This is a genomic window from Stenotrophomonas panacihumi (genome assembly GCF_001431645.1).
Lineage (GTDB): Bacteria > Pseudomonadota > Gammaproteobacteria > Xanthomonadales > Xanthomonadaceae > Stenotrophomonas_A > Stenotrophomonas_A panacihumi.
Window position 1 is genome coordinate 147,284 of sequence record NZ_LLXU01000058.1, and the last position, 19,810, is coordinate 167,093.

The window sequence follows — 19,810 nt, forward strand, 5'->3', positions numbered from 1 at the left end:
ATTGGACTGCGTTCCGGGGGTCAGTAATGGCGAATTCGGAAGGATGAGCCGATCCACGCGGCGCATCACATGGAATCCTCTGGCGCCTTCTGGGTTCTCTGAAGAGACAAGCGACTGGACAGCGAGGAAATTGTCCAGTTGCGGATCCGATCTCCAGCTGACAATTCTTGTGCGGGTTCGTACAAGGAGCAAGGCGATGGAGAACGCGGATCATCTACGGCGTGACGTTGGAGATGCGCCATGTGCTGCCGACCATGGCGCGGCGAACGATGGCTCGAGGTTTGGCTGGATGCCGAATTCCGGCTATGGGCCGTACTGCACCATCCCGTTCTCAGCCGGAATTGGTGATGAGATTTGCAGGGCCATTGGTTTGGCGTCGTTCGTTTCGACTCGGCGAGAGGCCAGGATTCTGGCTGACGAGTACGCAGGTCAGGCGCTGGCACTCAAGGCCAAGGCGAGGCAGGAGCGGCACTTGCTCTCCATTGCGACCCGTGGGCCAGGCGGAGAAGCGCTCATTCGTCCAAACAGAGTGCGGCTCTGCCTTGATTGGAACCGGAGCGCCGGCTACTTGTACCTGGGATGGCGCGGTGCGGTGCGGAAGCGCAGCCGTTGGGCAAGGATCCGGCCGCCGCGATTGTGGAACTGCGAAAGTGATACGGCGGCCTTGGTCGCGAGGGCACATCCGGACGAAGTGGAGCTGGTTGCCAGGATCGAAGCGGAAGCGGCTGAAATCCGGCGACGCTGGTTTGCCTTGGTCAGGATGGTCCATTACATGAACGTGGCGGAGCACCATCGCATGACGGACGCGGGGCATGGGGCACGGCCTGTGCGACGCGGTAGCGGTGTCATGATTGCCGTCAGCAGGGCCTTGCGTCGAGTTCTCCCTGCGCGTGTCTTGATTCGTGAGACTGGCCTGCAGTAGCGTCGATCTAGATCGGATCACGAGGGCTTGCGCATGGAAGTCCTGATTGTTCTTGCGATTCTCGTCATTGGCGCGGTGAGGCTGTCGAAGCTCGGTGGCGAGCGGCCGGATCACCACGGGTCCGGTCGTACACCTGATGACCTGACGCCCGGACCGGTGCCACAGCAGCCTGGTTCCGGCCACGACTACGCGATCAATCCTGCGACCGGCCTGCCCATGCTTCACGGTAGTGCTGGCGGCTTCGATATCGAGGGCAATTTGTACGGGTTCGACGACGAGACGCTTCCGATGCATCGGCATCCCGCTGATCGACCATTGGATGAGATCTTCGGGCATGAAAGCTCGGGCCCCTGGATCAATCCGGCAACCGGTTTGCCCATGATCTCCGACAGTTCGGCAGGCGTGGATGTTGGCGGCAATCCGTATGGATCGAATCTGGATGATGTGTCCTCTCATGGCGGATTGCTCGAGTCCGGCTTCGGATCAGGCTCCTACGACACCAGCAGCTTTCATGATTCGTTCGGATCAGGATCCAGTTCGCTGGATTCGTTTGATTCTGGTTCGGGCTCGTCGGGTTCAGGGTTTGGATCTGACTGGTAGCGATGGGCCGCTTCCCCTTGCGACCGGCACCAGCAGGTACTCAGTTTTCAAGAGCGTTCAGTGTGCTCTCGCGCAATTCATCCAGCTTCTTCGCCCAGTCCTCCAGCATGGTCCGACGTTCCGCCATGTACTCGTGGCGATTGTAGGCGCCACGTATCTTTCCCATGGGGGAGTGGGCCAGACAGATCTCGACCACGTCCTTGTCGGCGCGGATGCTGTTGAAGTGGGTGCTGAAGGCCGCGCGCATGCCGTGGGGCGTGCCGATGCCGCTATAGCCGAGGCGTTCCAGCACGGCGTTGAGGCTCCGATTGGCCATGGGGCGCCTGGGGTCGCGGCGATTCGGGAACAAGAACTTCTGGTCTGCCGGGACGAGCTTGCGCAACTCGCGCAACAAGTTGATTGCCTGCGGTGACAGGGGTACCCAGTGGGCGCGCTTTGCTTTCATGCGTTCGGCCGGGATCTCCCATTCGCCCGCATCCAGATCGATCTCATCCCAACGTCCACCGATGATCTCCGACTTGCGGCAGGCGGTCAGCATGACGAGCAGCATGGCAATCCGGGTCTGCGTTGCCATCAGCGAACGATCGTCGAGCTGCACGAGGAGTTCGCCGATCTGCTCCAACGACAGTGCTGGATGATTCGTCTGGTCCCGCTTCTTCATCAGTCGGATCGAGGGGACAGGGTTGGCGTCGATCAAGCCGCTTTCGATGGCGTGTTCGAAGATGCCCCAGAGATAGTTACGCAGGTTGCGAGCGACCTCGGGGGCCCGCCGCTCCACCGACTTCAACAGCGCGGTGATTTCAACACGCTTGATCCCGTTGATCTGCCGACCCCGGAACTTGGGGAGCAGATCATTGTTGATCTCGCGTTCTCGCTGCCGGCGAGTCGCCGGCCGCAGTCCTTCGACGGTAGTAGCAGCCCATTCCGCCGTGACCGCAGCGAACGAGCCTTGCTCCCGCTCCAGATACTCCCGGGCAAGAGCCTGTTTGCGGACCTTGCGCGCCTGGACGGGGTTGATGCCCTGGGCAACGGAGCGCCGGGATTCGGCGTGTGCTTGGCGTGCTTCGGCAAGACTGACTTCCGGAAACGCACCCAAAGCGTCCAGGCCCTCGACCCCGCCGATACGGAACTTGTACCGCCAGTACTTCTGGCCGCTGGGTGTGACAAGTAGAAAGAGCCCGCCGCTGTCAGCGAGCTTGTAGGCCTTGGCAGCCGGCTTGGCGGACTTGATCTGGACGGCGGTCAGCATGGGGGAGGTCCCAGCATTGGAGGCCAAAATGATACCCCCAATGATACCCCCAGCGATCTGGGATGCTTCGAGTCATCTCGGAGTCGCCTGAGACAATAATCATCAATAAAATATTGATTTGACTAGCATTTCCCGTAAATCCTGGGTCGATCTGAGATCTTCTGGATTCTCTAATGAACGTTCCAGGAGGCGATGCGCATATGGGCGGCTCTTGCGGCGGACGCCCTATTCTCCCGGCTCGGCCTCCCGCAGGCAAAGGCGCGGGCGACGCGCGGCCCCCGCGCTATGCTGCGCGCTCTTCCCGCGGAGCCTGGCCATGCACGTCACGGGTATTGGTGGATTGTTCTTCCGTTCGCGGGATCCGGGGGCGCTGGCCGCCTGGTACGCGCAGCACCTGGGCGTCGGCCCGGTGGGCGATAGCTGGAGTTGGGCGCAGCAGGCGGGCCCCACCGTATTCATGCCCTTCAAGCAGCAGACCGATTACTTCCCCGCCGATCGCAGCTGGATGCTCAACCTGCGCGTGCAGGACCTCGACGGCCTGCTGGCGAAGCTGCGCGCGGCCGACATCGCGGTGGAGACGCGCGACGAGTGGGACAGCCCGGAGACCGGCCGCTTCGCCCGCATCCACGATCCGGAAGGCCTGCCGATCGAACTGTGGGAGCCGCCGGCGGAGGACTGATCCGCCGGGTCAGCGCAGCAGCCAGCGCAGCAGGCGGTCGATGCGCGCGTAGGGCGGCTTGAGCAGGTCGGTGGCGCTGCGGCGTCGCTGCCACAGGATCGGCAGCTGCTTGCTCATCGCATCGAAACCCGCGCGACCGTGGTACGCGCCCATGCCGCTGGCCCCCACGCCGCCGAACGGCAGCCCATTGGCGGCGAAGTGCAGCAGCGTGTCGTTGACGGTGACGCCGCCGGCCACGGTGCCGGCGAGGATGCGTTCGACATCCTCGCGATGCAGGGAGAAGGGATACAGCGCCAGTGGCCGTTCGCGCGCCGCGACCCCGGCAATCGCCTGGTCGAGCGTGCGATAGCCGAGCACCGGCAGCACCGGGCCGAAGATCTCCTCGCGCATCAGCGCCAGGTCTTCGGGCGGGTCGATCACCAGCGTCGGCGCGATCAGCCGCTCGGCCTGCGCGCGTTCGGGCGGCACCGGCGCCAGTTCGATCACCTGCGCGCCGCGCGCCCGCGCCTCGTCCAGCCAGCCACGCAACCGCGCGTACTGGCCCGCGTTGACGATGCGGGTGTAGTCGTCGAGCGGGCCGGCGAAGTCGCCATAGCGCTGCACGACTTCCGCGCGCAGCGCCTCGACCAGCGCCGGCAATTCGGTTTGCGGAGCCAGGACATAGTCCGGCGCAATGCAGGTCTGCCCCGCGTTGAACCACTTGCCGGTCGCCAGCCGCGCGGCGGCCTGCGCCAGCGGGTAGTCCGGGCAGACGATGGCCGGCGACTTGCCCCCCAGCTCCAGCGTCAGCGGCGTCAGGTGCGCCGCCGCCGCCGCCATCACCTTGCGGCCCACCGCGGTGGAGCCGGTGAACACGAGATGGTCCAGCGGCAACGCAGCGAAGGCGGCGGCCACCTCGGCACCGCCCTCCACCACCGCCACGCGGTCGGCCGGAAACGCCTCGCCGATGAGCCGGCGCAGGAACGCGGACGTTCGCGGCGCATGTTCGGAGGGCTTGAGCAGGACATGGTTGCCCGCGGCGATCGCGGTCGCCAGCGGCACCAGTGCGAGGTTGACCGGGTAGTTCCAGGGCGCGATCACGCCGACCACCCCCAGCGGCACCGCGCGTACTTCCGCGCGCGCCGGCCACAACCGCCAGCCAGCCCCCACACGGCGCGGCCGGCTCCAGCGCCGCAGGTGGCGCAGCAGGTGGTCGATCTCGCCGAGCACGGCCATGCCGTCGGCGAGCAGGGATTCGTGATGCGAACGGTGGCCGAAGTCGGCGGCGATGGCCTCGGTCATCTCCTCCAGCCGCTGCTTGAACAACATACGCAGGCGCTGCAGGTCCGCGCGTCGTTGTTCCAGCGGAGGGCGGCGGCGCTGCCAGGCGGCGCGCAGGCCGGCGAGGGTTGCTTCCAGCGTGACGGCGGGGTTCGGGGCATCCATGCGCCGGACTATACGGGCGGCAGGTAAAAAAAAGGCGCCGGCAAGCCGGCGCCCGGGAAGGGCCGGCGCGAACGCCGGCCTCGGGGGGGTCGTTTACTGGCTCAGGTCCACGTCCTTGGTATCGCGCAGGAACAGCGTGCCGATGATCAACGTCATCACCGCCACCGCGATCGGGTACCACAAGCCCATGTACATGTTGCCGCTGCCCGCGACCAGGCCGAACGAAATCGCCGGCAGGAAGCCACCGAACCAGCCGTTGCCGATGTGGTACGGCAGCGACATGGAGGTGTAGCGGATGCGGGTCGGGAACAGCTCGACCAGGTAGGCGGCGATCGGGCCGTAGACCATGGTCACGTAGATCACCAGGAGCCACAGCAGCAGCAGCGTCATCGGGATGTTGATGCGCGCCGGGTCGGCCTTCTCGGGATAGCCGGCGGTGCCCAGCGCACCCTTCAAGCTCTTCACGAACGCATCGCCCTTGGACTTGGCTTCATCCTTCGACAGGCCGGTGGCCTCGTAGGACGGCACTTCGGTGCCGCCCACGTTGACCTGGGCCAGCGAACCCGGCGATGCCGGCTGCACGTCGTACGGCACGCCCGCCTTGGTGAGCGCGGCGGTGGCCACGTCGCAGGAGCTGGTGAACTTGCGCACGCCGGCCGGATCGAACTGGAAGCTGCAGGTGTTCGGATCGGCGACCACCAGGGCCGGCGACTTGGCACGCGCCTCCTCGATGCCCGGGTTGGCGTAGTGGGTGATGCCCTTGAAGATCGGGAAGTAGGTCACCGCGGCCAGCAGGCAGCCGGCGAGGATGATCTTCTTGCGGCCGATCTTGTCCGACAGCCAGCCGAACACCACGAAGAACGGCGTGGCCAGCGCCAGCGCACCGGCGATGAGCAGGTTGGCGGTGGTGCCGTCGACCTTCAGTGCCTGGGTCAGGAAGAACAGCGAGTAGAACTGGCCGCCGTACCACACCACCGCCTGGCCGGCGGTGGCGCCGAGCAGCACCAGCAGCATCAGCTTGAGGTTGCCGCCCTTCAGGCTGTCGCGGAACGGGGTCTTGGAGCCCTTGCCTTCCGACTTCATCTGCTGGAACAGCGGCGACTCGCTCAGCTGCATGCGGATCCACACCGACACGCCCAGCAGCACGATCGACACCAGGAACGGAATACGCCAGCCCCAGGCCTCGAACGCCTCGGTGCCCAGCCCCAGGCGGGTGCCCAGGATCACGAGCAGCGACAGGAACAGGCCCAGCGTGGCGGTGGTCTGGATGAAGCTGGTGTACAGGCCGCGCTTGCCGTCCGGCGCATGCTCGGCCACGTACGTCGCCGCGCCACCGTACTCGCCGCCCAGGGCCAGGCCCTGCAGCAATCGCAGCACGATGAGGATGATCGGCGCGGCGATGCCGATGCTTGCGTAGTTGGGCAGGATGCCGACCACGAACGTGGACATGCCCATCAGCAGGATGGTGACCAGGAACGTGTACTTGCGGCCGATGCGGTCGCCCAGGCTGCCGAAGAAGGCCGCGCCGAACGGACGCACCGCGAAGCCCGCGGCGAAGGCCAGCAGCGCGAAGATGAAACCGGTGGTTTCATTGACGCCGCTGAAGAACTGCTTGGCGATGATCGCCGCGAGCGAGCCGTACAGGTAGAAGTCGTACCACTCGAACACGGTGCCGAGGCTGGAGGCGAAGATGACTTTCTTGTGCCCGCCGGAAAGCACGGACTTGTGACTGGCATTGACGCTGGTGCTGGACATGTCCGGCTTCCTCAGAAGGTGTATTTGACGTGGGTCTGCAGGCGATTGAGGTCGCCACGGTCGCCACTCTCGAGTTCACGCTGGCCCCAGATGTACTCGGCGCCCAGGTCGAGCTTGGGCAGGGGCGAATAGATCAGGTTGATGTGCGCGGACTGCGAGGACTTGGTGATGCCGAGCCCGGTGAGGTCGGTCGGGTTGTCGTACTGCGCGCGGGAATAGAACACGTTGCCACGCAGCTTCGAGGAGAACGCATGGCGCCAGCCCAGGAAGCCAGCGACGACGCCGATGTTGTCCAGGTCGCCGGTGGCATCGAGCGCGGCGTCGTTGTTCAACGCCAGGCCGACGTAGCGGCCGATGCCCTCGCCGCCGGTGACCATGTAGCGCAGGTCGTCGTTCTTGCCGAGGTTCCACTTGCCCGACAGGCTCAGGCCCCAGCCGAACTTCTCCGAATCCACGTTGGCCGGGCCGTTCTGGTACTTGAGCTGGCGCACCAGGCCGGCGACGGAGAAGTGGCCCCAGTCGCCCTTCGGGTTGTAGCGGGCGGTGAAGTCCGGCATCGCGCCGTCGTCGCTCTGGATCTGGCCCATGTTGCCGCGGTACGGGGTGATCGCCGTTTCCGGGTTTTCCATCGAGAACGACCACGGGCCCTTGGTGTAGCGCAGCTGGGCCTGGCGCACGAACACGGTGCCTTCCGTGGGGCCGAGGAAGTCGACGGTATCGGGCAGCGCGGCGGTATCCTGGAAGTTGGTCCAGGCCTGGCCGGCCAGCCAGTTGTTCCACTGCACGTAGGCCTGGCGCAGGGTCAGGCTGTAGGTGTTGGTGGCCAGCTCGTTGCCGGTGAAGGCGGTGCTGCCGCCACCGAACAGGTCGAACTCCAGGTAGCTCTTCAGCTTGTCCCCGCCTTCGAGATCCGTATCGGTCGCGAACCAGAAGCGCGAGAACTGCGCGCCCATGTCGGTGTCCGCGCCGCCTTCGCGCGTGGCGCCGCCGCCGACCGGGATGGTCTTGGGCACGTAGAACATGCGGCCCACCGTGCCGTCGGCGATGTCGCCGTCGTTGGTGCTGGTGACCGAGGCGTCGAGCTTGATGAAGCCGCCATAGGTGAAGCGGGTATTGGGACCGGCACCGGCGGAGATGGCGGTCTTCTGGATCGGCGCGGGTGCGCCGGGCTTGGGCGGCGGCGGTACCACCGCGGCCTGTGCCGTCTTTACTTCGGTGATCTGCGTCTGCTGCTGGGTGATCTGGCCCTGCTGCTGTTGTTGCGACTGCAACAACAACTGGACCTGCTGTTCCAGCTGCGCGACGCGTGCTTCGAGCGCTTTTTCCCGAGCCGTCTGTGCAAAGGCCGCGCCAGGCGCGACGAGTGCTACGAACAGCGCGGCTGCCAGCGGTCGGCGAACCAGCGATGCTTTACGGATGTTCATTACTCCCTCCCGAATAATGGTTCGCCATGCCCGCGGGGGGCACGGCTTGGCCGGAGCGTGCGGCAGGCTCCGGCCACCGCCTATTCGCCTTTGGTCGTAACCACCGCCGATGCCGCAGTGCAGTACGACCATGGTCTAAGCCCGCGCCAGGCGGGGGCATGGCCCCGCGCCGGGGGGATGCGGCACACTGGCCGTCTACGGTGCCGCCGGTCAGGCGCGCATCGACCCATCCGATAAAAGCTGAGTGCAAGTGAGGGTGCCATGGCTGACATTTATCCCGTAGATCCGACCTTTGCCGCCGGCGCGCGGGTGCGCAAGGACCAGTATGAGAAGCTCTACCGCGAATCGGTCGAGCAGCCCGAGCAGTTCTGGGGCAAGGCCGCCGAGCGGCTGGCGTGGTATCGCAAGCCGACGCGCATCAAGGACGTCAGTTACGACCTGAAGGATTTCCGCATCCGCTGGTTCGACGACGGCGAGCTCAATGCCAGCGTCAACTGCCTGGATCGCCACCTGGACACGCGTGGCGACAAGATCGCCCTGCTGTTCGAGCCCGACAGCCCGGATACGCCGTCCTACGGCGTCACCTACCGCGAGCTCTACGAGCGCGTGTGCAAGCTCGGCAACGCGCTGCGCAGCCTGGGCGTCAAGAAGGGCGACCGCGTCACCATCTACCTGCCGATGATCCCCGACGCCGCCGTGGCGATGCTGGCCTGCGCGCGCATCGGCGCGATCCACTCGGTGGTGTTCGGCGGATTCGCGCCGAACTCCATCGCCGACCGCGTGATCGACTGCGGCACCAAGCTCATCATCACCTCCGACGAGGGCCTGCGCGGCGGCAAGAAGATCCCGCTGAAGGCCAATGTCGATGCGGCGCTGAAGATCCCCGGCACGCAGAGCGTGGAAACCGTGCTCGTGGTGCGCCACACCGGCGGCGCGGTGGACATGCAGGCCCCGCGCGACCGCTGGTTCCATGACGTGGTGGACAGCCAGCCGGCCGAGTGCGAGCCGGAGCGCATGAACGCCGAGGACCCGCTTTTCATCCTCTACACCTCCGGTTCTACCGGCAAGCCCAAGGGCGTGCTGCACACCACCGGCGGCTACCTGCTCTACGCCAGCTACACCCACGAGACGGTGTTCGACCTGCGCGAGGACGACATCTACTGGTGCACCGCCGACGTGGGCTGGGTCACCGGCCACAGCTACATCGTCTACGGCCCGCTCGCCAACGGCGCCACCGCGCTGATGTTCGAGGGCGTGCCGAACTACCCGAACGTCTCGCGCTTCTGGGAAGTGATCGACAAGCACCAGGTGACGATCTTCTACACCGCGCCCACCGCGATCCGCGCACTCATGCGCGAAGGCGAGGAGCCGGTGAAACGCACCTCGCGCAAATCGCTGCGCCTGCTGGGCAGCGTCGGCGAGCCGATCAACCCGGAAGCCTGGCGCTGGTACTACGACGTGGTCGGTGATGCGCGCTGCCCCATCGTGGACACCTGGTGGCAGACCGAGACCGGCGGCATCCTGATTTCGCCGCTGCCCGGCGCCACCGACCTCAAGCCCGGCTCGGCCACGCTGCCGTTCTTCGGCGTGCGCCCGGCGCTGGTCAATGCGGACGGCGAACGCCAGGAAGGCGCCACCGAGGGCAACCTGGTGCTCCTCGATTCGTGGCCGGGCCAGATGCGCACGGTGTACGGCGACCACCAGCGCTTCATCGACACCTATTTCCGTACCTACCCCGGCACCTACTTCACCGGTGACGGCTGCCGCCGCGACGAGGACGGCTACTACTGGATCACCGGCCGCGTGGACGACGTGATCAACGTCTCCGGCCACCGCATCGGCACCGCCGAGGTGGAAAGCGCGCTGGTCTCGCATCCGAAGGTGGCCGAAGCGGCCGTGGTCGGCTTCCCGCATGACGTCAAGGGCCAGGGCATCTATGCCTACGTGACGCTGATCGCCGGCGAGCAGCCGAGCGAGGACCTGCACAAGGAACTGATCGCCTGGGTGCGCAAGGAGATCGGCCCGATCGCCTCGCCCGACCACCTGCAGTGGGCGCCGGGCCTGCCGAAGACGCGCTCGGGCAAGATCATGCGCCGCATCCTGCGCAAGATCGCCGAGAACGCGCCCGACCAGTTGGGCGACACCTCGACCCTGGCCGATCCGTCGGTGGTCGATTCGCTGGTGAACGAGCGCCGCGTGCGCTGATGATCGTGTGACATCGCGGGCGGTGGCCGGCGTGACCGGCCCCGTCCGCGCCGCGCCTCCCCCCGTACGTGTTCCCCTGCCATGCCCACCCTGCTGATTGCCGACGACCATCCGTTGTTCCGTGAAGCCCTGCGCGCGGCCGTCCAGCGCGTGATGCCGGGCGTGCAGCTGTTCGAGGCCGAGAACGTCGATGCGCTCTACGCGCTGGCCGACGCCCACGCCGATGCCGACCTGCTGCTGATGGACCTCAACATGCCCGGGGCGCAGGGTTTCAGCGCGCTGGTGCACTTGCGCGCCTTGCATCCACAGCTCCCCGTGGTGGTCGTGTCCGCGCGCGAGGAGGCGACGATCATGCGCCGGGCCATCGACCATGGCGCGTTCGGCTTCATTCCCAAGTCGGCCGATTCGGACACCATCGGCCAGGCGCTTTCCACCGTGCTCGATGGCGAGCGCTGGATTCCCGCCGAAGCACAGCACCTGCCGCCGACCGACCGCGAAGAGCGCGAGGTCGGCCAGCGCCTGCGCGAACTCACGCCGCAACAGTTCCGGGTACTGCAGATGCTGGGCGCGGGGCTGTTGAACAAGCAGATCGCCTACGACCTCGGTGTCTCCGAGGCGACGATCAAGGCACACGTCACCGCGATCCTGCGTAAGCTCGGCGTCACCAACCGCACGCAGGCGGTGCTGATGGCGGGCAAGCTGGCCATCGATGCGGATGGCATCGTGTTGCCGCCGGAAGAAGATTGAGCGCTGCGGCATTTCGCCGCCATATAGCCACAGCTAAGAAGATCACCCCGACCTTCGCGTTTCGCGCAAGCGGTTCCAATCGCGAATTCGCGCTGTAAACTGCGCGTCCCCTTGGGGAGTAGCCTGCTTCCACCCGGAAGCGCCCGCGTCAACATAATCGGCCATTGCGCCGTGGCGCCGGCAGCCATTGATGGTTGGCGAGACCAGCGGTTTGCGCGCGCAACGACGGTTGGGCGTGTGCGCAAGCCGTTGTCGCCACGCCCGACCTGCTGTCTTCCATGTCCTTTATCTCGATCCTCCTCATCGGCCTGGCGATGTCCACCGATGCCTTCGCCGCCGCCATCGGCAAGGGCGCGGCGATGCGCAAGCCGCGCTTCGTCGATGCATTGCGTGCCGGCCTCATCTTCGGCGCGGTCGAAGCCATCACCCCGCTGATCGGCTGGCTGCTGGGCCGCGCCGCGTCTTCCTATGTCGAATCATTCGACCACTGGATCGCCTTCGGCCTGCTCGGCATCCTCGGCGTGCACATGATCATCGCCGGCTTGCGCCCGGAACCCGAAGAGCCCGCGGAGGCCGCCGCGCATAGCGAGCGTCACGGCCGCTTCTGGTCGCTGGCCACCACCGGCCTGGCCACCAGCATCGACGCGATGGCGATCGGCGTCGGCTTGGCATTCCTCGATGTGCACATCGGCGTGGTGGCCGCAGTCATCGGCCTGTGCACGCTGGTGATGGTGACGCTGGGCATCATGCTCGGCCGCGCGCTGGGCGCGCTGGCGGGCAAGCGTGCGGAGATCATTGGCGGCGTGATCCTGGTGATCGTCGGCGCGACGATCCTCTACGAACACCTCAGCGGCGCGGCCTGATCGCGCCTAGAGCGGCGCATCGCTGCGCGCCTGCTCGTGCAGGGCGCTCAGGAAGGCGCGCAGCGAGGCCGGCTTCACTGGCTTGGTCAGCAGGCGGTAGCCGCGTTCGCGCGCCAGCTGCTTGAGTTCATCGCGGCCATCGGCGGTGAGCAGCGCGCCGGGCACGGGCGCGGCGGAGGCCTCGCGTAGCGCATCGAGCGTATCCAGGCCGTCGAGGCGGTCGTGCAGGTGGTAGTCCACCAGCATCACGTCCGGTTGCAGGGCCACCTTCTCGATGGCCTCGTCGACGGTGGAGGCGGTGATGACCTCCACCTGCCAGCGGCCCAACAGCGCGCGCATGCCGTCCAGGATCTCCTGGTCGTTGTCCACGCACAGCACGCGCAAGCCGGACAGCGAATCGTCGCGGCTCGGCTGCCGGCTGCGCAGCGCCGGCTGCGGCAGCACCTGCCCGGCCGCCACGCGCGGCAACTGGATCGAGAACATGCTGCCGCGGCCCACCTGGCTGCGCGCGTTGAGCTCGTGCGAGAGCAGGCGCGAGATGCGTTGGCAGATCGACAACCCGAGGCCCAGCCCCTGCTCGCCCCAGTCGAACGGCTGCTGGTAACGGTGGAACTCGTTGAAGATCTGCTGCATGTGGTGTTCGGGAATGCCGGGTCCGGTATCCCACACCTGCAGCTCCACCTGCTCGCCGCGCGGGCGCACGCCGAGCACGATGCGGCCCTGGCGGGTATAGCGCAGCGCGTTGGCGATGAAGTTCTGCATCACCCGACGCAACAGGCGGCGGTCGCTGCGCACCCAGATCGGCCGTGCGTGCGCATGCAGGCGCAGGCCGCGGCTCGCGGCGATGGGCGCGTATTGCGCGGCCAGCTCGGCCATCAGCACGCCGGCGTCGAAGTCTTCGATGGTGGGCCGCAGGCCGCCAGCGTCGAGGCGCGATACGTCGAGCAGGCCGTCCAGCAGTTCCTCGGCGGCGCGCAGCGACGCGTCCACGCGCTCGGCCAGGTGGCGCTGTTCCTCGTTGTTGTGCGCGGTATCGCGCAGCGCCGAGGCGAACAGGCGCGCGGCGTTGAGCGGCTGCAGCACGTCGTGGCTGATGGCGGCGAGGAAACGCGTCTTGGACTGCTGCGCCAGCTCGGCTTCCTGCGAGCGCTCGGCCACGCGCTGCTCCAGCGTCTCGTTGGCTTCCAGCAGCGCGTTCTCGGCGCGCTTGTAGTCGGTGATGTCGTTGTAGCTGGTGACGTAGCCGCCGCCGGGCAGCGCCTGCCCGCGCATCTCGATCACCTTGCCGTCGCTGCGCGTACGCTCGAACACATGCGGCGAACCGGCGCGCATGTGCCGAATGCGCCGCTCGATCTGGTCCTCGACATCGCCCTCGCCCAGCTCGCCGCGCTCGGCGTTGTAGCGGATGAGGTCCGCCACAGGCCGGCCGACGTAAAGCATGCCGTCCGGATAGCCGAACAGCTGCTGGTAACGCCGGTTCCAGGCGGTGAGGCGCATGTCCGGATCGACCACCGCCACGGCCGCGCTGATGTTTTCCAGCGTGGTGGACAGGATCTCGCGGTTGAAGCGCAGCTCCTGGCCCGCTTCATCGAGTACCGCCACCACCTCGCCCAGCTCCATGCCGGAGCCACGCAGCAGGCTGGTTAATACCAGCCGCGCGGAGGCGGCGCCGATGGAGGCGGCCAGCAGCCTTTCCGTGAACTGCACCCAGGCGCGATCGGCCACCGCGTTGGATTGCAGCTCGCGATTGAGCGCAGTGGCCTGCTCCACGAACGCGCGATGCGCGTGACGCTCGCCCACCACGCGTTCGGCCAGGGTGAGCAGGTCGGAGACATGCACATGGCCCGGCCACGCACCCGCCACGGCCGGGCGCTGCGAATAGGGATCCAGGAACGGCGCGGCGCGCAGGCGTTCGTCCACGCCGGGGCGCCAGCGCGCGGACACCACCATCATCGCGCCGACATTGGCCAGCAGCGACCAGAACGTGCCGTGCGCGAGCGAGTCCCAGCCGCTCATGCCGAACAGCTGCTGCGGCCGCAGCCAGGAGATGCCGAACGGGCCGTTGAGCAGCCAGCCGGTATCGAAATCGCCGGCCATGGTCATCGCCGGCAACAGCAGCGTATAGCCCCAGGTGGCGAAGCCGAGCAGCATGCCGGCCTCCACGCCCTTGCGGCTGGCCCCGCGCCAGTACAGGCCGCCCAACACGCCCGGCGCGAACTGCGCCACTGCGGCGAAGGCCATCAGGCCGTAGGAGGCGAGCGTGCTGTCGTTGCTGCTGCTGCGGTAGTAGCCGTAGGCCATCATCGCCAGCAGCAGGATGGCGACGCGGCGGATCCACAGCACGCGCCCGGCCGCCACCACCGCGTGGCCACGCGAACGACGCAGCAGCACCGGCATCACCAGGTCGTTGCTGACCATGGTGGCCAGCGCGATGGAGGCCACGATCACCATGCCGGTGGCCGCCGAGAAGCCGCCGATGTAGGCCACCAGCGCCAGCACCGTGTTGCCTTCGGCCAGTGGCAGCGCGAGCACCATGCTGTCGTCGGCCAGCTGCCCGCCGCCGCCGAACAGCGCCACGCCGGCCGAGGCGATCGGCACCACCATGGCGGAGATCAGCACCAGGTAGCCGCCGAACAGCCAGCGCGCGCGGCGGATGTCACCGACGTCGCCGCATTCGACCACCGCCACATGGAACTGGCGCGGCAGGCAGACGATGGCCAGGAAGCTGAGGATGGTCTGCGAGACGAAGCCTACCGAGGGCGTGTGCTCGAACAGCATGCGCGCCGAATCGGTGATGCGCAGCTGGTGGTCACCCAGCCACGACCACGCGAACAGGCCCACCGCGAGCATCGCCACCAGCTTGATGACCGATTCCAGCGCGATGGCCAGCATCATGCCGTGGTGGTGCTCGGTGGCATCCGCCTGGCGGGTACCGAACAGCGTGGCGAACAGCGCCATCAGCAGCGCGACGTACAGCGCCGGGTCGGTGAAGAACGAGCGTCCGTCGTTGGACTGGCCGGTGAGCACTTCCAGGCTCATCGCCACCGCTTTGTACTGCAGCGCCAGGTACGGGACGATGCCGACCAGCGCGATCACCGCCACCAGCGCGGCGAGCCGGCGCGAGCGGCCATAGCGCGAGGAGATGAAATCGGCGATGGAGACGGTGTTCTCCGAGCGCGCGATCAGCGCCAGGCGCTCGATGATGCGCCAGCCGAAGATCAGCAGCAGCAGCGGGCCGAGGTAGATCGGCAGGTAGCCGATGCCATTGCGCACGGCCGTGCCAACCGCGCCGTAGAACGTCCACGACGAGCAGTAGACCGCCAGCGCCAGGCTGTAGACCGCCGGGCGCAGCCAGGGCCGGTCCGGATACAGCGGGCGACGGTCGCCCCACCACGCCACGCCGAACAGCAGCACGGCATAGCCGACCGACACCAGCAGCAGGATCCAGCTCGAGATCAACGCGCCCCCCTCCGGGCGACAGGTGATGCGGGGCAGTGTACCCGGCGGGGATCGCGTTCAGACGCCGCGTTACTGCGGCAACACGACGTCCACGCGATACCGCCTTCCTGCCTCGATCCCGGCGATGGACGCGCCGGGGCAATCCGCGCCATCGACAACCACCCGCATCGCCGCCACGCCCGCGTCCCGCCGATAGCTCACCTCGAACTCGGCCCCGCGGAAGCGGCGCACCACCCGCGCCTGCGGCCAGTGCACCGGCAGCTGGGGTTGCACGCGCAGCGCCTCGCCCTCGCCACGCAGGCCGAACAGCTGCTCCACGACATCGCGGTAGACCCAGGCCACCGTGCCGGTATTGAACAGCTGGCTCGACCGGCCCGCCGTGCGCGGAATCTCGCGCCACGCGCCACGGTAGTAGTTCGGCAGGTACACCGGCAGCTGGCCGCGCTGCAGCAGGTCGGCGCGCGAGGGGCCGGGGATCATCGCCCGCAGCACGCCCCATGCGCGTTCGCCCTCGCCCACGGCATACAGGCTGTGCAGGTAGAACGCGGCGGCGTGGTTGTAGACCGCGCCGTTCTCGGCCGAGCCCGGATGCTTCTGGGTCAGCCGGCCCACGTCCTCGCGCATGCCGGTGTACGGCGGCGCGAGCATGACCGGGCCATAGGGCGTATGCAGCTGGGCTTCCACCGCGTCCAGCAGGCGGGCCTGGCGTTCGGCATCGGCCGTGCCGGCCAGCATCGCCCAGCTCTGCGGGTTGAGGTAGATCCGGCCTTCGGCGTCGGCCGATACGCCGAAGCGCACGCCGTCGTCGGTGATGCCACGCGCGTACCAGTCGCCGTCCCACAGCTCGCGGTTCGCGATGGCGTTCACTTCTTCGGCGGCCTGCGCGTAGCGACGCGCCGCGTCCGCGCGGCCATGGCGGGCACACAGGCCCGACCACAGGCGCAGCGCATAGGCCGTCGCCAGGGTCAGCCAACCCGACACGCCGGTGCCGCGATAGCCGACCATGTTCATCGGGTCGCACCAGTCACCCTGGGCGATGTAGCTCAGCCCGCGGGCGTCGCGCGCCTGCAGCAGCCAGTCCATGGCCGCGTCCAGGCGGGCCGCGACATCGAGGCGCCGTCCCTCGCGGTCCTCCACGATTTCCTCCAGCAGCGCGCCGTCGCCGGTTTCGCCCAGGTAGGCATCGAGGAAGATCGGCAGCCACACGCAGTGGTCGGTGTGCGGCACCTGGTTGATGTATTTCAGCTCGGCCTGTTCGTCGAGCAGGATGCCGTCGGGCATCGCGCCGCTGGCTTCCTGCTGCGAGAGCGCATGCAGCAGCGAGGCGCGCGCCACGCCCGGCGCCAGGTACGCCATGCCGAGGTGGTCCTGCAGGAAGTTGCGGGTCTGCGGATCGGTGGTCAGGCGGTTGACGTCGCCGTGGTAGAAGACCTGCCGCGGCAGCCAGTGGTTGACGAGGTTGTCGAACGCGGCATCGGGCGTAGCGATCTCCACGCAGCCACGGCCAGCTTCCAGGTGGGAAGCGTGCGCTGCCGCCGCCTCGGCGAAGCCCTCGGCGGAGAGATATCGCGCGCGCAGCGCCGCGATCTCCGCCTCGTCATGCGCCGGGCCGAACAGGTAGCGCAGCGTCGTCTCGTCGCCTGCGTCGAGCACGAGGCGCTGTTGCAGCACCGCGGTCGGCGTTTCGTAGCGCGCGTCGCTGTCGCCCAGCCGCTCCCCGGCCAACGCCGTCGGCGCATGCAGGCCGCCCTCGCCCTCGAACGCCGACTGCCTCGCTTCCCAAGCCTCCACCTGCTGTTCGGCCAGCAGGAACGTGCAGTCCTTGAAGTCACGCTGGCGCCAGTAGTCGGCCACCTTCTGGTACGGCGTGACGCTGCGGCAGACGATGCCGCCCAGCTCGGCGCGATATTCGCCCGACTGGTTCATCCACGACATGTAGCCCACCGGGAAATACGGATACAGCGACAGCCGCCGCGCCCGCCCGGAGACATTGCGCACCGTGCACGTCCACAGTTCCAGCGGCGCCTCTTCCGGCAGCTGCACGCGCAGCGCCAGCACGATGCCGTCGAGCTCGATCTCCCAGGCCACGTCGTGCTTGCCCGGCGAGAAGACGAAGCGCTGCGGGGTGGCGCGAACCGGCTCGTACGGCGCCGACCACAGCGCGCCGGTGTCCTCGTCCTTCACGTAGAAGAAGCGCCCCGGGTGATGCGCGTAGTACGGCTGCTCCGGCTGCATGAAGGTGCGCGCTTCCAGGTTCGGCGCATGCGCGTACTTGGCCGGCTCCGGCTGCATGAACTGCGCGGTGGCATAGCCGCGGCAGGTCAGCTGGATCATCATCCGGCGGTTCCACAGGAACGCGCCGGCATTCGGCATGGCGGTGGGGCTGTACAGCGCGTAGCGCTCGCCGTCGGCGACGGGGCCGAGCAGGTCGGTGGTGTCTTCGGGTTCGTTACGGGTCATGGCGGGTTTCGGGGGCGGCGTGACGCTCGGCCAGGGCCTGCTGGATATGCGCCAGCTGCGCGTCGTCGAGGGGATAGAAGCGCATGGTCCAGGCCGCCAGCAAGGCGACGAGGCCGGGGATGACGGTCATCAGCAGCACGATGCCGTGCTGCGAGGCATGGCTCTGCGACTGGTTGGCCACGTAGCCCATGCCCGCCAGCACCCAGGCGATGGCGGCCGAGGCGATGGCCCCGCCCAGCTTCTGCGAGAACGTGGCGGCGGCGAAGGTGAGCGCGGTAGCGCGGCGGCCGGTGCGCCACTCGGTGTAATCGGCGGTATCGGCATACATCGCGAACGCGAGCGGCGACTTCGGCCCCAACGCCAGGCCGACCAGGATGTTGAGCGCGAAGGCGGCCACCAACCCATCCGGCGGCACGAAATACATCGCGCCACTGAGCAGGCCGACCAGCACCATCAGTCCCATCATCAGGCGGCGGCGGTCGAAATGGCGGGTGAGCAGCGGCGTGGCGGCCGCGCCGATGGCCAGCGCCACCGAATAGCTGCCGAGGAACCAGCCGGTGAGGTCCGGGCGGCCGAGGTAGTACTTGAAGTAGTAAACGCCCGCGCCGCCGCGCATCACGATGGTCACCATGATGACCAGCGCCAGCACGAACAGCACCAGCCACGGGCGGTTGTGCAGCAGGTCGGCGACGTCCTGCCGCCACGGGGTGCGCTGGGTGGGCGGCGGCACGACGCGTTCGCGCACGAACGCGAACACGCAGGCGAACAACACGATGGCGATGACGCCATACAGCATCAACGTGCGCTGCCAGCCGGTGGCGGCATCGCCTTGGCCGAGCGCGGCGACCAGGTCCAGCGTGGCGTAGTTCACGAACGTGGTGCCGGCGAACGCGGCGATGAAGCGCAGGCTCACCAGCACGGTGCGCTGCTGGCCGTCGGCGGTGATGACGCCGGACAGCGCGGAGTACGGGATGCTCACCACCGTGTAGGCCAGCATCATCAGCGAGAAGGTCACGTACGCCCACAGCAGGCGCATGTCCGCCGCCAGCGACGGCACGGTGAAGGCCAGCACGCCGGTGGCGGCCATCGGCAGCGCGCCCCACAGCAGCCAGGGGCGGAAGTGGCCCCAGCGCGTGCGCGTGCGATCGGCCAGCATGCCCATCAGCGGGTCGGCGATGGCATCGCCCAGCTTGGTGACGAGGATCAGCGTGCCGACCGCGGCGGCCGGCAGCATCATCACGTCGGTATAGAAGATCAGCAGGAACGCCGAGATGCTGGCCCAGTAGAGGTTCAGGCCGAAGTCGCCGAAGGCGTACGCGGTCTTCTCGCGCAGCGGCGGGGCGGAACGTGGAGCGTTTTCCTGCGCAGGAGGCATGGGCGGACCGGATGCGGAACGGGACGGGGCGTGCGAGGATGCCGACGCTACACCATCGGCCGAACCGATGGCCGTCGCATGAAAAATTGATCTGTACCTATAACGAGCCAAGATGATGACTGCTGCCGCCGACACCCCTGCCTTCGCGATCGTGGTGATGGGTGTATCGGGCAGCGGCAAGAGCACGGTGGCGCAGGCGCTGGCCGCGCATTACGGCTTCGCGCTGCTGGATGCGGACGATTTCCACAGCGTGGAAGCAAAGGCGCAGATGGCGCGCGGCGAGCCGCTGACCGACGTGCAGCGCGAGCCGTGGGTGGATACGTTGGGGCAGGCTTTGCGGCAGTGCGTCACACGCGGCAAATCGGTGGTGCTGGCGTTCTCGGGCCTGCGGGCGGCGCATCGGGCGCGGTTGCGGGCCAGCGGCGTGCCGATGCGCTTCGTCTTCCTGCATGGCACGCCGGCGGTGATCGCCGCGCGGCTCGGGGCGCGCGCCGGGCATTTCATGCCGGCGGCACTGCTGGACAGCCAGTTCGAAGCGCTGCAACCACCCGCCGATGAGCCGGACGTGGTGGCGGTGGATATCGATGCGCCGTTGGAGACGGTCGTGGCCCGGGCGGTGGCGGGGCTGGAGGGTCGATAGCCTCCTG

Annotated in this window: 13 protein-coding genes; 6 read left to right on the top strand and 7 right to left on the bottom strand. The window is 67.6% G+C overall.

Going from position 1 to position 19,810, the window contains the following annotated elements:
* Nucleotides 1–955 precede the first annotated feature (955 nt).
* Nucleotides 956–1,522: a hypothetical protein gene (locus tag ARC20_RS18610; RefSeq protein WP_108143283.1), complete on the top strand. Its 567-nt coding sequence runs from the start codon at nt 956–958 to the stop codon at nt 1,520–1,522.
* Nucleotides 1,523–1,562: 40 nt separating this feature from the next.
* Here the strand turns inward: ARC20_RS18610 and ARC20_RS05540 are convergent, their stop codons facing one another.
* Nucleotides 1,563–2,771 carry a tyrosine-type recombinase/integrase gene (locus ARC20_RS05540; protein ID WP_081418047.1) on the bottom strand — a complete coding sequence of 403 codons (1,209 nt, stop codon included), beginning with the start codon at nt 2,769–2,771 and terminating at the stop codon, nt 1,563–1,565.
* Nucleotides 2,772–3,087: 316 nt separating this feature from the next.
* On the opposite strand from ARC20_RS05540, the gene ARC20_RS05545 reads away from it, so the two are divergent.
* Nucleotides 3,088–3,450, top strand: coding sequence for a VOC family protein (locus ARC20_RS05545; RefSeq protein WP_057645541.1), 363 nt, complete (start codon nt 3,088–3,090; stop codon nt 3,448–3,450).
* 9 nt (nt 3,451–3,459) lie between these two features.
* Here the strand turns inward: ARC20_RS05545 and ARC20_RS05550 are convergent, their stop codons facing one another.
* The 3 genes from ARC20_RS05550 to ARC20_RS05560 form a co-directional block, all read right to left on the bottom strand.
* The gene (locus ARC20_RS05550) at nt 3,460–4,875 is read right to left on the bottom strand and encodes a coniferyl aldehyde dehydrogenase (protein ID WP_057645544.1); all 1,416 of its coding nucleotides are present in this window, start codon (nt 4,873–4,875) and stop codon (nt 3,460–3,462) included.
* Nucleotides 4,876–4,968: 93 nt separating this feature from the next.
* Nucleotides 4,969–6,630 carry an MFS transporter gene (locus ARC20_RS05555; protein WP_057645549.1) on the bottom strand — a complete coding sequence of 554 codons (1,662 nt, stop codon included), beginning with the start codon at nt 6,628–6,630 and terminating at the stop codon, nt 4,969–4,971.
* An 11-nt stretch (nt 6,631–6,641) separates the two neighbouring features.
* Nucleotides 6,642–8,054: a DcaP family trimeric outer membrane transporter gene (locus tag ARC20_RS05560; protein ID WP_057645551.1), complete on the bottom strand. Its 1,413-nt coding sequence runs from the start codon at nt 8,052–8,054 to the stop codon at nt 6,642–6,644.
* Nucleotides 8,055–8,315: 261 nt separating this feature from the next.
* Here ARC20_RS05560 and acs point away from each other — a divergent pair, with 261 nt between their 5' ends.
* The 3 genes from acs to ARC20_RS05575 all read left to right on the top strand — a co-directional run bounded on the left by acs (nt 8,316) and on the right by ARC20_RS05575 (nt 11,869).
* Nucleotides 8,316–10,259 (top strand): acetate--CoA ligase, encoded by a 1,944-nt coding sequence (gene acs, locus ARC20_RS05565; RefSeq protein WP_057645554.1) that lies wholly within the window; start codon nt 8,316–8,318, stop codon nt 10,257–10,259.
* Nucleotides 10,260–10,340: 81 nt separating this feature from the next.
* Nucleotides 10,341–11,006 (top strand): response regulator transcription factor, encoded by a 666-nt coding sequence (locus ARC20_RS05570; protein ID WP_057645557.1) that lies wholly within the window; start codon nt 10,341–10,343, stop codon nt 11,004–11,006.
* A gap of 278 nt (nt 11,007–11,284) precedes the next feature.
* A complete protein-coding gene (locus ARC20_RS05575; protein ID WP_057645562.1) occupies nt 11,285–11,869 on the top strand; it encodes a manganese efflux pump MntP in 585 nt (194 codons plus the stop codon).
* 6 nt (nt 11,870–11,875) lie between these two features.
* On the opposite strand, the gene ARC20_RS05580 is transcribed toward ARC20_RS05575, so the two are convergent.
* From ARC20_RS05580 to ARC20_RS05590, 3 genes are all read right to left on the bottom strand, one after another.
* Entirely contained in the window at nt 11,876–15,328 is a 3,453-nt protein-coding gene (locus ARC20_RS05580) for a hybrid sensor histidine kinase/response regulator (RefSeq protein ID WP_057645564.1), read from the bottom strand.
* A gap of 69 nt (nt 15,329–15,397) precedes the next feature.
* The gene (locus ARC20_RS05585; RefSeq protein ID WP_057645568.1) at nt 15,398–17,788 is read right to left on the bottom strand and encodes a GH36-type glycosyl hydrolase domain-containing protein; all 2,391 of its coding nucleotides are present in this window, start codon (nt 17,786–17,788) and stop codon (nt 15,398–15,400) included.
* A complete protein-coding gene (locus tag ARC20_RS05590; RefSeq protein WP_057645571.1) occupies nt 17,778–19,163 on the bottom strand; it encodes an MFS transporter in 1,386 nt (461 codons plus the stop codon). The genes ARC20_RS05585 and ARC20_RS05590 overlap by 11 nt, the downstream gene beginning before the upstream one ends.
* A 112-nt stretch (nt 19,164–19,275) precedes the next feature.
* On the opposite strand from ARC20_RS05590, the gene ARC20_RS05595 reads away from it, so the two are divergent.
* Complete coding sequence (locus tag ARC20_RS05595) at nt 19,276–19,803, top strand: gluconokinase (protein WP_057645574.1); 528 nt, start codon at nt 19,276–19,278, stop codon at nt 19,801–19,803.
* Nucleotides 19,804–19,810: the final 7 nt, after the last annotated feature.